The organism is Methylobacterium sp. FW306-05-D (genome assembly GCF_058782155.1).
The window spans coordinates 1-13011 of the sequence record NZ_JBYSXL010000098.1 but is presented as its reverse complement, the minus strand read 5'-3'; the positions used below and the strand labels follow the sequence as shown (position 1 = coordinate 13011).

General features: G+C 68.7%; 13 protein-coding genes and 1 pseudogene. 12 read left to right on the top strand and 2 right to left on the bottom strand.

Annotated features, from left to right (window positions below):
* The 6 genes and pseudogenes from AC3WLN_RS21685 to AC3WLN_RS21660 all read left to right on the top strand — a co-directional run.
* Positions 1-319, top strand: a 319-nt coding sequence (locus AC3WLN_RS21685; RefSeq protein ID WP_492484738.1) for a hypothetical protein, incomplete at its 5' end; no start/stop codon positions are given.
* Positions 312-1049 carry an ABC transporter ATP-binding protein gene (locus tag AC3WLN_RS21680; protein WP_492484737.1) on the top strand — a complete coding sequence of 246 codons (738 nt, stop codon included), beginning with the start codon at positions 312-314 and terminating at the stop codon, positions 1047-1049. The genes AC3WLN_RS21685 and AC3WLN_RS21680, both read left to right, overlap by 8 nt.
* A gap of 30 nt (positions 1050-1079) precedes the next feature.
* Positions 1080-2297 (top strand): ABC transporter substrate-binding protein, encoded by a 1218-nt coding sequence (locus tag AC3WLN_RS21675; protein ID WP_492484742.1) that lies wholly within the window; start codon positions 1080-1082, stop codon positions 2295-2297.
* Between the two features lie 21 nt (positions 2298-2318).
* Positions 2319-3142 (top strand): annotated as a pseudogene (locus AC3WLN_RS21670) (ABC transporter permease); the annotation flags it as partial.
* 11 nt (positions 3143-3153) lie between these two features.
* Positions 3154-3702 carry an OsmC family protein gene (locus AC3WLN_RS21665; protein ID WP_492484735.1) on the top strand — a complete coding sequence of 183 codons (549 nt, stop codon included), beginning with the start codon at positions 3154-3156 and terminating at the stop codon, positions 3700-3702.
* On the top strand, positions 3699-4781 hold the full coding sequence (locus tag AC3WLN_RS21660) for an acyl-CoA dehydrogenase family protein (protein WP_492484733.1): 1083 nt from the start codon (positions 3699-3701) through the stop codon (positions 4779-4781). The genes AC3WLN_RS21665 and AC3WLN_RS21660 overlap by 4 nt, the downstream gene beginning before the upstream one ends.
* A gap of 10 nt (positions 4782-4791) precedes the next feature.
* On the opposite strand, the gene AC3WLN_RS21655 is transcribed toward AC3WLN_RS21660, so the two are convergent.
* Positions 4792-5376: an SCO family protein gene (locus AC3WLN_RS21655; protein ID WP_492484740.1), complete on the bottom strand. Its 585-nt coding sequence runs from the start codon at positions 5374-5376 to the stop codon at positions 4792-4794.
* A 16-nt stretch (positions 5377-5392) separates the two neighbouring features.
* Positions 5393-6511 (bottom strand): MBL fold metallo-hydrolase, encoded by a 1119-nt coding sequence (locus tag AC3WLN_RS21650; protein ID WP_492484731.1) that lies wholly within the window; start codon positions 6509-6511, stop codon positions 5393-5395.
* 521 nt (positions 6512-7032) lie between these two features.
* Here AC3WLN_RS21650 and AC3WLN_RS21645 point away from each other — a divergent pair.
* The 6 genes from AC3WLN_RS21645 to AC3WLN_RS21620 all read left to right on the top strand — a co-directional run.
* On the top strand, positions 7033-7599 hold the full coding sequence (locus AC3WLN_RS21645; RefSeq protein ID WP_492484729.1) for an OsmC family protein: 567 nt from the start codon (positions 7033-7035) through the stop codon (positions 7597-7599).
* Positions 7596-8558 carry a sulfonate ABC transporter substrate-binding protein gene (locus AC3WLN_RS21640; RefSeq protein WP_492484727.1) on the top strand — a complete coding sequence of 321 codons (963 nt, stop codon included), beginning with the start codon at positions 7596-7598 and terminating at the stop codon, positions 8556-8558. Before AC3WLN_RS21645 ends, AC3WLN_RS21640 begins: the two co-directional genes overlap by 4 nt.
* Positions 8559-8803: 245 nt before the next feature.
* The gene (locus tag AC3WLN_RS21635) at positions 8804-10423 is read left to right on the top strand and encodes an ABC transporter substrate-binding protein (protein ID WP_492484725.1); all 1620 of its coding nucleotides are present in this window, start codon (positions 8804-8806) and stop codon (positions 10421-10423) included.
* 7 nt (positions 10424-10430) lie between these two features.
* Positions 10431-11417: an ABC transporter permease gene (locus AC3WLN_RS21630; RefSeq protein ID WP_492484723.1), complete on the top strand. Its 987-nt coding sequence runs from the start codon at positions 10431-10433 to the stop codon at positions 11415-11417.
* Positions 11414-12286 (top strand): ABC transporter permease, encoded by an 873-nt coding sequence (locus AC3WLN_RS21625; protein WP_492484721.1) that lies wholly within the window; start codon positions 11414-11416, stop codon positions 12284-12286. Before AC3WLN_RS21630 ends, AC3WLN_RS21625 begins: the two co-directional genes overlap by 4 nt.
* The coding region (locus AC3WLN_RS21620; protein WP_492484719.1) for an ABC transporter ATP-binding protein at positions 12283-13011 on the top strand (729 nt) is incomplete at its 3' end. The genes AC3WLN_RS21625 and AC3WLN_RS21620, both read left to right, overlap by 4 nt.

Here is a 13011-nt window from a genome sequence, read left to right as displayed (position 1 = left end):
GCACCACCTGCTCCGCACCCGTCTTCTGACCTCGCCGCATGTCCAGCTCCTTCGGTCCTGGCTGATCCTCTCAATCACCTGCGCGCCGCCTCGTGAGCGGCGGCTTGCCGGCGCGCGACCTGCCGTGTGCGCGGCGGGCGCGGCATTCTCCTCGCATCGCCGCGGAACGCAGAACGTCATCGTCTCGCGCGGCCGATCTTCGAAAGACCATTCTCTCGACTTTGTCCGGGTGGCTCGGCATCATCAATTATACAATACACATTACCTGCGAGGTGCGACGGGCCAGTCGATGACCCGTCGTATCGCGCCTCATGACTGAGAACTACGTGCCATCGCCCCATCTCGCCCTTGAAGCCATCGGATTCCGACATGGCCGTAGACCTGTTCTCGAACAGGCCTCGCTGCAGATCGCACCCGGCGAACGGGTCGGCATCCTCGGACGCTCCGGCGTCGGCAAGTCCACCCTGCTCCAGATCGTCGCCGGTCTCGTTCAGCCGTCGTCCGGCGCGGTCAGGATCGATGGCCTGCCCGTCAGGGGGCCCGTTCCGGGTGCCACGATGATGTTCCAGCGCCCAGCCCTGCTGCCTTGGGCGAGCGCGCTCGACAACGTGCTTCTACCGGCCTGGTTGTCAGGCGGATACGACCATGACCGGGCGGACGCGCTTCGCATCCTCGGTGAAGTCGGTCTGGCCGATAGGGTCCATGCCAAGCCGCATGCGCTCTCGGGCGGGCAGCAGCAGCGCGTGGCCCTGGCGCGGGCGCTCGCCAGCCGGCCGCGGCTCCTGCTGCTCGACGAGCCCTTCTCCGCCCTCGACCCTGAAATGCGCACCGCCCTGCGGACGGATGTGAAGCGCATCGCGGGCGCGCGCGGCCTGACGCTGGTGATCGTGACCCACGATCCGGCCGACGTCGCCGCCCTGGCCGACCGCGCCGTCGTACTCGGCGGCGTGCCCGCCGGCATCGTCGCGGATTTTCCCATCCGGTCCGAGGCCGAACTCCGGGCGCAGCTCGGTGAACAGCCTCTTTCCGTCAAACGCGAAGCGGCCTGACGCGGACTTCGCCCCGAATCGGATTCCATGATGACTGCCCCCGACGACCTGTCCGCCCTGTGGACGCACGAATGGACGCGTGCCGACTGGACCCGCCGCGACACCCTCGACACACTGGCGCGCGGCGGCCTCGCCGCCCTGCTGGGTGGTGCCGGTTTCGGCCTGTCGAGCCGGGCCGCGCACGCGGCCGATGACGACGTGGTGCGCATCGGCTACCTCCCGATCACCGACGCCGCCGCCCTCCTGGTCGCCCACGCCAAGGGTTATTTCGAGGAGGCCGGCCTCAAGGTGGCCGAGCCGACACCCGTGCGGTCCTGGTCGGCCCTGGTCGAGGGCTTCGCCGCCGGCAAGTTCAACCTCGCCCACCTGCTCAAGCCCATCCCGGTCTGGATGCGCTACAACAACAAGTTCCCGGTCAAGGTTTTGGCCTGGGCCCACACCAACGGCTCCGGCATCGTCGTCGGCGGCAATAGCGGGATCACCGACTTCAGGGGGCTTGCCGGCAAGCGGGTCGCGGTTCCGTACTGGTACTCGATGCACAACGTGGTGCTGCAATACGCCTTACGTGAATCCGGCATCACGCCGGTGATCCGGGGCGAAGCCGGCTCCGGTGAATGCGCCCTCCAGATCCTGCCGCCACCCGAGATGCCGGCGGCGCTGGCGGCCGGCAAGGTCGACGGCTACATCGTGGCCGAGCCGTTCAATGCGCTCGGCGAAATCAAGGCCGGCGCCCGGATGCTGCGCTTCACCGGGGACATTTGGAAAAATCACCCCTGCTGCGTGGTCGTCGCCCATGAGCGGACAACGGTGGAGCGCCCCGAATGGACGGGCAAGGCCATCGACGCCATCGTGCGCGCGCAGGCCTATGCGTCCGCCAACAAGGAGGCCGTGGCCCGGCTCATCTCGAAGGACGGACGCGGCTACCTGCCGATGGCCGCCGACGTGGTGGTCAAGGCAATGACCGATTACGGTTCCGCCTATGCGGCGAGCGGTGCCATCCGCCACGCGGACTGGGCGGCGAGCCGCATCGACTTCCAGCCCTGGCCCTATCCGTCCGCGACCCGCCTGATCGTCGAGGCCATGGGCCGGACCGTGGTGGAGGGCGACGCGACTTTCCTCAAAGGGCTCGATCCGGATTTCGTCGCGCGCGATCTCGTCGACGACCGCTTCGTGGCCGCATCCCTCAAGCGCTTCCCCGATGCGTTCCCCGGGTCCGGCACCGACCGCACCGAGACGCTGTCGCTATGACCGTGGGCCTCCTGAAGACCGCTTCGTCGGGCATCGGCGGTCCCACGTCCGCGGGCGTCTGGCCGGAGGGCCGATTCCTGGCCGGCCTGCTGCATCGGACAACGCCGCTTCTCGGTGTCGGCGCCCTCTTGGTGCTGTGGTTCGCGGCCGGCCACCTCCTCACGAACGATCCGGCCTACACCGCCTTCGCAGGCTTCGCTCCCGGTCCGGCCCTCGCGTCGTTCGCCGATCTCCTCGCCTCAGGCGAGGCTTGGCGGGCCGCGCTGCCGAGCCTTGCTCGAATCGGCCAGGGCCTCGCCTACGCCTTCGTGCTTGGGGTGCCGTTCGGATTGCTCGTCGGGGCCTCGCCGCTGGCCGAGCGCGCCCTGCAGCCCCCCTTCCAGCTCCTGCGCATGGTTTCGCCGCTGGCCTGGATGCCGGTAGCGGTGCTGGCCTTCCCGACCTGGGAGGGCGCCATCGTGTTCCTCATCGCGGCCGCCGCGATCTGGCCGATCCTGTTCTCCACCGCGGCCGGCGTGAAGCGGATCGATCCGATCTGGCTCACCCTCGCGCGCAACCTCGGCGGCGGCCGTCTCGCCACCCTGCGCCGCATCGTAGTTCCGGCCGTGCTGCAGGACATCCTCACCGGCCTGCGCCTGGCACTCGGCGTCGCCTGGATCGTCCTCGTGCCGGCCGAGTATCTCGGGGTCACCAGCGGCCTCGGCTACGCCATCAACGACGCGCGCGACACCCTCTCGTACGACCGCTTGGCGGCCCTCGTCCTGCTGATCGGATTGATCGGCTACGCCCTCGATGGCGGCCTCGGACGGCTCGCTGCCCGTGCCCGCTGGATTCCCGCGACCTGAAAGGAACGCCCATGTCGTCCGCCTCCGTGAGAGAGATCGTCCAGACCTTCGAGACCATCGATCGGGATGCCCTGGCGGCCCTGTCGGAGAAGGGCCGCGCCGATCCGATGGCCGTTCGCACGGTGCGCGCCCGGACTATCGCCGAGGGTCGGCGCTTCCGTCATCTCAACTACGTGCGCAACCTCGACGCCCACGTGGTGGACGAGCCGCCCGGGCTCCTCGGCGACGACACCGCCCCGAACCCCACCGAGGCGCTGCTCGCGGCGCTGGGCACCTGCGTGGCCGTCGGCCTCCAAGCCAACGCGGTCGCGCGCGGCTGGACCGTGCGCGGCATCGAGATCGAGAGCGAGGGCGACATCAACATCACCTCGGTCTGGGGGACGGGCGACCTGTCGCCGAAGACCGTCGGCCTCACCGCCGTGCGCATGACCGCGCACCTCGACATCAAGGGTGCGAGCCAAGCCGAACTCGACGACCTCGTGACCCATGCGGGTGACTGGTCGCCAGTGCTCAACACGGTCAGGAATCCCGTCGCCGTCAGCCTCGTCCGCAATCGATGAGCGCGGCCCTCGCCCGCCCCGCGGCGCTTCCCGAAGTCCCTCGGGACGTCGCCGGCGTCGTGCGTGACGAACTCGGGCCCCGCGTCGGCGAGATCGACGGGGGACTCTATCCGGACGGCGTGCTGCGCGGCCTCGGCGCCGTCGGTGCTTATGCCCACCACACGCAGGGGTCGCCCAAGGGACTGATCCGGGCCGTGGAAGCGATGGCGGCGGTGGGGTCCGCCTGCCTGTCGACGGCCTTCTGCGTCTGGTGCCAGGACGCCCTCGCCTGGTACCTCGCCCACGGCGACGCGCCTGCCCGCGACCGCCATCTGACCGGCATCGCCAGCGGTGTACGCCTCGGCGGCACCGGGCTGTCCAATCCCATGAAGGCGTTCGCCGGCATCGAGCCCCTTGCCCTCACGGGCCGGCGCGTGCCTGGTGGCTACCGGGTGCGCGGGCGCCTACCCTGGGTCTCCAATCTCGGCCCCGGCCACCCGTTCGCCAGCATCTTCGCCCTCGATGACGGCCGCCGCGTCATGGCGGTGTTCGCGGCAGGTCAGGAAGGGGTCGCCATCGCGGCCAACGCCCGCTTCGTGGCGCTGGAGGGCACCGGAACCTACACGGTGATGGTCCGCGACGCCTTCGTGCCGGACGACGACGTGATCGCCCCCGACGCCACCGCCTTCGTCCCCCGCATCCGCAACGGCTTCGTGCTGCTCCAGGCCGGCATGGGGCTGGGGCTCGCCCGGGGCGTCGCCGCGCTGATGCGTGCGGATGCCCGGGGTGCCCGAGACGGCGCGGCGCTCCCCCTCGGGGCGGACGGAATCGACGCGCGGGCGACCGACCTGTGGACGCGGCTCGTGCACGCGGCCGAACGCCATGCCGATCCGGCGGCGGGCGCCTTCCGCGAGACCCTGCGCCTGCGCCTCGACATCTCCTGGCTCGCCCTGGAGGCGGCGCAGGCCGCCATGCTCCAGTTCGGCGCGCGCGGCTATCTCGAAGGCTCCGAACCCTTCCGGCGCCTGCGCGAGGCGCAGTTCGTGGCCATCGTCACACCCTCGGTGAAGCACCTCACGCGGGAACTCGCGCGCGCGTGACGGCCGCGTGTCAGCGCGCGGTGCGCAACAAGTGCGGTCGGATGATCGTGAGCATGCGCTCGGCCGACGTACCCGGCGGGAAGAAGCCGAGATACGTCCCCGACCGGTCCATGAGGTAGATGAAGGCCGAGTGGTCGATCCGCCGTTCACCATTCGCCCCGACGCTTGCCTCGGCGAAGACCTTGTAGGCATCGGTCGCTCTGCGGATCGCGGCCGGATCGCCCGTGAGTCCAATCAGGCGCGGATGAAAGCTCGGTACGTACTCGGCCAATTGCGCGACGGTGTCGCGTTCAGGGTCGAGGGTGATGAACAGGGGCTGGACCGCTTCCGCCTCTGTACCGAGCAAGGTGAGGGCGCGCGCGATCTCCATGAGGTCGGTCGGACAGACGTCGGGGCATCCGGTATAGCCAAAGGACACGATCAGGAGCTTGCCGCGAAAGTCGGCCTCCGTGCGTGCGCGTCCCGTCTGGTCGATCAGCGCGAAGGACCCGCCGACCGGCTCGCGGTTCCACATCAGCACGTCCATCAGGTCCGCGGCCGTGCGGCGCGCCGGCTCCGCGGCCTCGGGCGCGGCCGAACACAGGGCGACGCACAGGGCCGCGGAAGCCGCCCTAAGCACCGAAGGTCAGACGGCTGCCGGTGGTCGGGACGATGACGTGGGTGGGCATCTGCGCTTGGGCCTCCAGGGCGAAGTTGAGTCCGCTGCAATGCATCGGGATGACCACGTCGGGCTTGAGCTTGCCGATCTCGGCGACGACCTGGGTCAGGTAATCCTGCGGCGCCGGCCCGAGATGGAAGCCGCCGACGATGGCGTGGACACGTTCGATGCCCGAGACAGCCTGGGCCTGCCGCACGGAGTTCACGATCCCCACATGGCCGCAGGAACTGATGACGACGAGCCCCTTGCCCTTCACGTTGAAGCAGGTCGCGTGCTCGTGGACGTGCTCGTCGGGAATGATCTTCCCCTGGAGTTCGACGGCGGAATAGTGGCCGGCATCGCAGCCGAGGCCATCCTTGATCCCGCGCTCGACGAAGGTGTTGGGCAGGATCCGCTCGATGGAGGAGCGCTGGATCTGGCCGGTGGTGAAGGCATGGCCCGCCACCACGGTCGGCGTCTCGCACAGGACCGTCCTGATCCTCTGCGCCGTCAGGTCGCGCCGGTCGAGCTGGCCGAAATCCGTGAACTGCCCCTGCGTGCGTCCGGGGCTGACCCGGTGGCAGAAATTGTCCTCGCCGCCGGCATAGAGGGTGAGGTTGGCCGGCAGAGACGCGCGGTACTTCTCCAAAAATCCGTTCAGGCCGCCGTAATGGTCGTGATGGCCGTGGCTGACGATGAGGGCGTCGATCCTGGAGGGGTCGACCTGAAGGATCTCGATGTTGTTGAGCAACGCATCGGGGCTGTAGCCGAAATCGAGCAGGATCGTGCGCGCTTCGTCCGCGCGACGGGACTCGGCGAAGAGCGAGAGACCCCACTGGTTGTGAAGGACCTTGCGGTAATCGCTTCCGCGCCCGTTGCCGGGAGGTTGGTGGAGCACGCCCTGCACGGTCGCGGGCTTGAGGAACTGGTCGTGGGACGAGTCGATCAGCACGCGCAGGCTGAGTGTGTCGACGGTGGGCACCTCGATGGGCGCGGCACTCGCGAACTCGATGCAGGAAAACCCCGCTGCCGCGCTCCCGGCCCACATCGCCGAGGCCTTCAGGAAGTTGCGTCTGCCGATGCGCCCGACCATGCCATCCTCCCCGGCGCCTGATTCCGCCGCCACCTGATCACTATAGCTGAGCCTTGTCTGAAGAACGCACTGTATTTTCAGGCGTATTCAGTCATCTTTACTTATCATGCATCGATGCAGAGAAGTTTCTTCTCGGAGCGACATCCGGCTGAGGCCGAATTTTTGAGTGATTGCCGCGCGGCCTGTCAGGGACGTCTACGACGTAGTCGATGCAGCCGCATCTCGACTGCGCATCCTCGCAGGCCGGCAACCGTCACGGTCACGAGGGCCAAAGTCCCCACGGAACGGCAGATGCGGAAGGGCCGCCGAGGCGGGGGGGGGCAACTCAAATGTGCCGGTCTCGATCGGCGAGGAGGTCGACCGACGAGACAATCAACACCCGATCGAAAGACCTGCCGGTAAAACCTTCCGGGTATTTCACGGTCTTCGAAAGCCTCTTCTCCCTTCGAGGGGCTATACTGTCTTCTCCAAGATGCCGCGCCATTCCATCTCGGGATGTCGTCGATCCGGCGGTGGGATGCATGAGTGCGATCGACCTGTACTTGGAAGACAAGCGGCGGGCCCTCGCGGCACGCGGCGAGCGGATTCTGGCGGGTGCCGTTTCCTCGGTGCCTCTGGCCGCAAGGGTGACGGTGGAGGGCCGCAGCGGCGTGCGTCGGATCGGCATCCGCCGGCATGCCATCGTGACGGACAGCCTTCCCGACTTCGCCGGGTTCGATCTCGGTCCCGGCTCGCCGGAGCTCCAGCTCGGCGTCCTCGGGTCCTGCCTCGCCCATACGGTGCTGATCCAGGCCGCCCTTCACGACGTGCCGGTCACCTCCCTGGAAGTCGAGGTCTCGGGGATCTTCGATCCGCGCGCCGGCTCGGACGGCTTCGAGGCGGTGCCGGTGTATCCACAGGACCTGAGCTACGAGCTACGCCTCGACTCTCCGGCCGATTCGGCGCGGGTCCAGGCCCTCCACGCCCAGGTCGAAGCCGCCTGCCCGATCCTCAACCTGCTGCGCCTGCCACAGGCCGTCAGCGGACGCTTGACCAACGCCGCGCCGGCTTCCCGGGCGGATGCGCTTCCCGAGGAGACCATCGCGTGATCATCACCAGACGTCGGTTCCCAGGCCTCTTGGTCGCCCTCGGGACGATCCTCGGGGCCATGCCGCCTGCTGCCGCGCAGGAGCCCGCGCCGAAGGAGTTCCGGGTCGGCTACCAGAAGATCGGGCTCATCGTCGTGACGCGCCAGCAGGCGACGATCGAGAAGCGCCTCGCCGCGCAGGGCACGAAAGTCCAGTGGGTCGAATTCCAGGCCGGACCACCCCTGCTCGAAGCCCTCAACGCGGGCAGCATCGACTTCGGCTATACCGGCGACGCGCCACCGATCTTCTCGCAGGCGGCGGGCGGCAACCTGGTCTATGTCGCCGCCTCCGCGCCCTCGGGTGATGGCGAAGCGATCCTGGTCAAGGCGGATTCGCCGATCCGGTCGGTGGCCGATCTGAAGGGCCGCAAGGTCGCGGTCGGGCGCGGCACGAGTGCGCATAACCTTCTCATCGCCGCCCTCGAGAAGGCGGGCCTCACGTTCTCGGACATCACGCCCGCCTATCTGACGCCGGCCGATGCCGGCTCGGCTTTCGCCAACGACAGCGTCGATGCTTGGTCGATCTGGGATCCCTACTTCGCGGTGGGACAGGCCCGTAGCCAGACGCGGGTGCTCACGACCTCCGGCCAGACCCTCGATGTGTCAGCCTACTTCCTGGCCAACAAGACCTTCGCGAATCGATATCCGAGAGTCATCACCGCCACCTTGTCGGCGCTCTCCGAATCGGCGGCCTGGGCCGACGGCCACCGTGATGAGGTGGCGCAGGCCCTGGCCACCGTGACGGGGATTCCCTTCGCGATCCAGAAGGTCGCGGCGGATCGCACGCAATTCGCGGTCCGGCCGCTCTCCGACGCGATCCTGTCCAACCAACAGGCGACGGCGGACCGCTTCCACCGCCTCGGACTCATCCCCCGTCCCATTACCATCCGGGACATCGTCTGGGCGCCGCCGCGCACCTGATCGGGCCGGGACCGGTCGGGTGCGGGGGTGAGAAGAGGCATCGGCGTTGGCATGGCGCGGGCGGACGCACTTTCTTTCTTGGTCGGCATTCGTGGAAAGACCGTTCGCGAATAGCCGAAAAATGAGAATTCACCTGATCAAGCCGCACTGCTAATCACGTTCATACTATTCAATACATCATTCGCATGGCAGGACGCGGCAGGCTAACAGCCCGGGCTTCCGCATGCACGGATGGGAGTGGCAAGATGGTGTCAGGACCGATGCGCGGTTTCGCGGGAGCGATGCTCGGGCTGGCGCTCACGGCGGGCGCGCTCCGGGCCGAGCCCGCCAGAAGCGGCGGAACCCTGACGGCGATCGTGCAGCCCGAGCCCGTCATCCTCACGGCGGCGGTCAGTTCCGCCGCCCCGACCGGGGTGGTCAGCGGATCGATCTTCGACGGCCTCGTGGACTACGACCGCGACCTCAAGCCGGTCCCGGCACTGGCCACGGCATGGGAAACCGCACCCGACGGCCTCAGCCTGACCCTGCACCTGCGCCCCAACGTCACCTGGCACGACGGCCGGCCCTTCACGGCGTCGGACGTGAAATGGACGCTGGAGAACGTCTGGACCAAGATCCACCCGCGCAACCAGATCACCTTCGGCAAGGTGACGTCCGTCGAAACGCCCGATCCACTGACCGTGATCCTGCGCCTCAGCCAGCCTTCACCGGCAATCCTGTCGTCGCTCAACAGCAATGGCGCCCAGGTTCTGCCCAAGCATCTCTATGAAGGCACCGACGTGCTCTCGAACCCCTACAACAACAAGCCGGTCGGCACCGGGCCATTCGTCTTCAAGGAATGGAGCCGGGGCAATCACATCGTGCTTGAGCGCAACCCGAACTACTGGGACGCTGGCAAGCCCTATCTCGACCAGGTCGTCTTCCGCGTCCTGCCCGATGCGGCCGCCCGCGCCGCCGCCCTGGAGAAGGGCGAGGCGCAGTACGCCCCCTTGAGCCCGGTGCCCCTGCGCGATGCCGCCCGCCTCGGGAGCCTCCCGAACCTGCGGATCGAGACCTCCGGCTACGAATGGCTCTCGCCCTGGCTGTTTGCCGACTTCAACGTCGAGCGTGGCCCCCTTAGGGACGTGCGCGTGCGTCGCGCCCTGGCCCGGTCGATCGACCGCGCCGCGCTGGCCAAGGTGGTGTGGTTCGGCTTCGGTCGGCCGGCGACGAGCCCGGTGCCGTCGACGCTCGTTGGCTTCCACGCCGAGGGCGGCCCGGCCTATCCGTTCGACGTCAAGGCCGCCGAGGCGCTCCTCGACGAGGCCGGGCTGAAGCGCGGCGCCAACGGAACGCGTTTCGCCCTCGATATCGATTACATTCCCTACGGCGACGATTTTAAGCGCACGGCCGAGTTCCTGAAGGCGTCCCTCCGTCGGGTCGGCGTCGAGGCCAATATCCGCAGCCAGGATACGCCCAGCTACACGCGCCGCATCTACGGGGACCGCGACTTCGATATCGCCATCACCTGGTTCGCCGCCTTCTCGGATCCGCAGGTCGGCGTCACCCGGGCCTACTGGTCGGCCCCCATCGGCAAGAACATCCCCTGGACGAACGGTTCGGGCTACCGCAATCCGGAGGTGGACGGCCTGATCGCGGCCGTGCAGGGCGAGGCGGATCCGGGCAAGCGCCGTGAATTCTTCCGACGCTTTCAGGAGATCGTACTCACCGACCTGCCGACCCTGCCGCTTCTGGAGTTGAAGTTCTTCACCGTCGAGGCAGCGAATCTGCGCCACGGCGCCCGTGGCGATCAAGTCTACGGCACGTTCCGCGACTTCTCCTTCGATGGGCCGGGGCCCGGTCATTCCCGCGCCAGCGCCGATTGAGGCGGCGATGCATCGTCACGCGCGGACGCTCGGCGTCCTCGGCCGGCGCCTCGCCCAGATGGTGTCGGTGGTGATCGGCATCGCCGTCATCAACTTCGTCCTGCTGCATCTGGCACCGGGCGACGCGGTGCAGGTGCTGGCCGGAGAGGCCGGTTCGGCGACGCCCGAGTACATCGCGGCCCTGCGCGCGCAGTTCGGCCTCGACCAACCCCTGGTCGTGCAGTTCGGCAAGTACCTCGCCAACGTCCTGACCCTCGATCTCGGTTTCTCCTTCCGTCAGGGCCTGCCCGTGGCGCGCTTGATCCTTGACCGAGTCGGGCCGACCCTGCTCTTGATGGGCACGAGCATCGGGTTCTCGATCCTCGCGGGCGGCGCCCTCGGCTATGCCGCCGCGCGCCATGCGGGCCGGCCCCTCGACACCGCGATCGCGATCCTGGCCCTGATCTTCTACGCCACGCCGGTGTTCTGGATCGGTGTGATGCTGATCGTCGTGTTCTCGGTCTGGCTCGACTGGCTGCCGGTCGGCGGTATGGCGCAGGTGGAGGCGGGCCTCACCGGCCTCGCCTACGCGGGCGACGTCGCCCGGCACCTCGTGCTCCCGGCGCTGACCCTCGGCCTCTACTACCTCGCGGTCTACACCCGCCTGACCCGCGCGGCGATGCTGGAGGCCTACGCCCAGGATTACGTGCGGACAGCCATCGCCAAGGGTGTGCGGCCGGGCCGGATCGCCCGCCGGCACGTTCTGCGCAACGCGCTCCTCCCCATCGTCACGCAGCTCGGCCTGCAGCTTGGCGCGATCCTCGGCGGTGCGGTCCTCGTCGAGACCGTCTTCGCTTGGCCGGGTCTGGGACGGCTCGCCTTCGAGGCCCTGTTCCAGCGCGACCTCAACCTGCTCCTCGGCATCCTGCTGTGCAGTTCGGTGGTGGTCGTGCTGGCCAACCTCGCGGTCGACTTCGCCTACGCGGCGCTCGATCCCCGGACGGTCAGATCGTGACCGCCACGCTCGCCTTGCCCCCCGCGCGGTCGCGCCCGCCGGGCCTCCTCGGGCGGCTCGTACGGCGCCCATCCGGCCTCATCGGCCTCGCCCTGCTCGGCCTCGTCTGCGGCCTGGGGCTGGCCGCCCCGCTCCTCTATCCGGGTGACCCGTTGGACATGGTCGCCGCGCCCCTGCAATGGCCGGGCGCCGACCCGGCTTATCCCCTCGGCACCGACATGCTGGGGCGCGACCTCGCCGCCGGCATCGCTTACGGCGCCCGGATCTCCCTTCTGATCGGCGCCGTCGCCACCCTGGTCGCCCTCGTCATCGGCGTCGGGATCGGGGCCACCGCCGGGTTCTACGGGGGCCGGACGGACGCGACCCTGATGCGGCTCACCGAGCTGTTCCAGACCATTCCGCCCTTCCTGTTCACCCTGACGATCGTCGCGGTGCTGCAGCCCTCCCTGCCCACCATCGTGCTCGCGATCGGACTGACCGGCTGGCCGGCGCTCGCCCGGCTCGTGCGCGCCGAGGTGCTGCGCCTGCGCGACGGGGAACTCGTGCAGGCCTCGATCGTGATCGGTGCCACCGATGCCCGCATCCTCTGGCTCCACATCCTGCCGAACGTGCTGGCTCCGGTGATCGTCTCCGCTTCGATCCTCGTGGCGAACGCGATCCTGGCCGAGTCGAGCCTCGCCTTTCTGGGGCTCGGTGATCCGAACGTCATCAGCTGGGGCGGCATGGTGGGTGCCGGGCGCGAGGTGATCCGGACCGACGGGTTCGTCGCCACCGTGCCGGGCCTCGCCATCGTGGCGGCGGTGCTCGCCCTGAATCTCCTGGGCGATGGGCTCAACGACGCCCTCGGGCCGAGGCGGGACGAGCGATGAGCCGGCCAAAGCCGATCCTGGAGGTCGAGGACCTCTCCGTCGCCTTCCACGACCGCAATGGCGTGCACGCGGCGGTCCGAGGCCTCAGCTTCGCGGTCGCGCCCGGTGAAACCCTGGCGATCGTCGGCGAATCCGGCTGCGGCAAGTCGTTGACCGCCTTCGCTCTGCTCGGCCTGCTGCCTGACCAAGCCCGCGCTGGCGGCCGGGTCCGCCTGGAGGACCGCGACATCCTCGGGCTCCAAGGCGAGGCGATGCGGACCTTGCGCGGCGCGCGCATCGCCATGATCTTCCAGGAGCCGATGACGGCCCTGAACCCGGTCCTGACCATCGGGGCGCAGATCGTCGAGGCGATCCGCGAGCACGAACCGGTGAACGAGCCCGAGGCCCGCGCCCGTGCCATCGGGCTGATCACCCGGGTCCGCATCCCCGATCCGGAGCGCCGCTTCGACGACTATCCCCACCGCCTGTCGGGGGGCATGCGCCAGCGCGTGATGATCGCGATGGCGCTCGCCTGCGCACCGGCCGTCCTCGTGGCCGACGAGCCGACCACCGCCCTCGACGTGACGGTGCAGGCGGAAATCCTTGACCTAATCGACGCGTATCGTCGGGACACCGGCATGGCGGTGGTCTTGATCAGCCACGACCTCGGGCTCGTCGCCGAGCATGCGGACCGGGTCCTGGTGATGTATGCGGGTCGCGCGATCGAGACCCGCCTACATCACCAG

Bases quoted from the DNA above. Each gene is read 5' to 3' on its own strand.
- AC3WLN_RS21680 (WP_492484737.1), top strand. From the start codon at position 312: ATGACTGAGAACTACGTGCCATCGCCCCATCTCGCCCTTGAAGCCATC.
- AC3WLN_RS21660 (WP_492484733.1), top strand. From the start codon at position 3,699: ATGAGCGCGGCCCTCGCCCGCCCCGCGGCGCTTCCCGAAGTCCCTCGG.
- AC3WLN_RS21630 (WP_492484723.1), top strand. From the start codon at position 10,431: ATGCATCGTCACGCGCGGACGCTCGGCGTCCTCGGCCGGCGCCTCGCC.
- AC3WLN_RS21645 (WP_492484729.1), top strand. From the start codon at position 7,033: ATGAGTGCGATCGACCTGTACTTGGAAGACAAGCGGCGGGCCCTCGCG.
- AC3WLN_RS21665 (WP_492484735.1), top strand. From the start codon at position 3,154: ATGTCGTCCGCCTCCGTGAGAGAGATCGTCCAGACCTTCGAGACCATC.
- AC3WLN_RS21635 (WP_492484725.1), top strand. From the start codon at position 8,804: ATGGTGTCAGGACCGATGCGCGGTTTCGCGGGAGCGATGCTCGGGCTG.
- AC3WLN_RS21675 (WP_492484742.1), top strand. From the start codon at position 1,080: ATGACTGCCCCCGACGACCTGTCCGCCCTGTGGACGCACGAATGGACG.
- AC3WLN_RS21650 (WP_492484731.1), bottom strand. From the start codon at position 6,511: ATGGTCGGGCGCATCGGCAGACGCAACTTCCTGAAGGCCTCGGCGATG.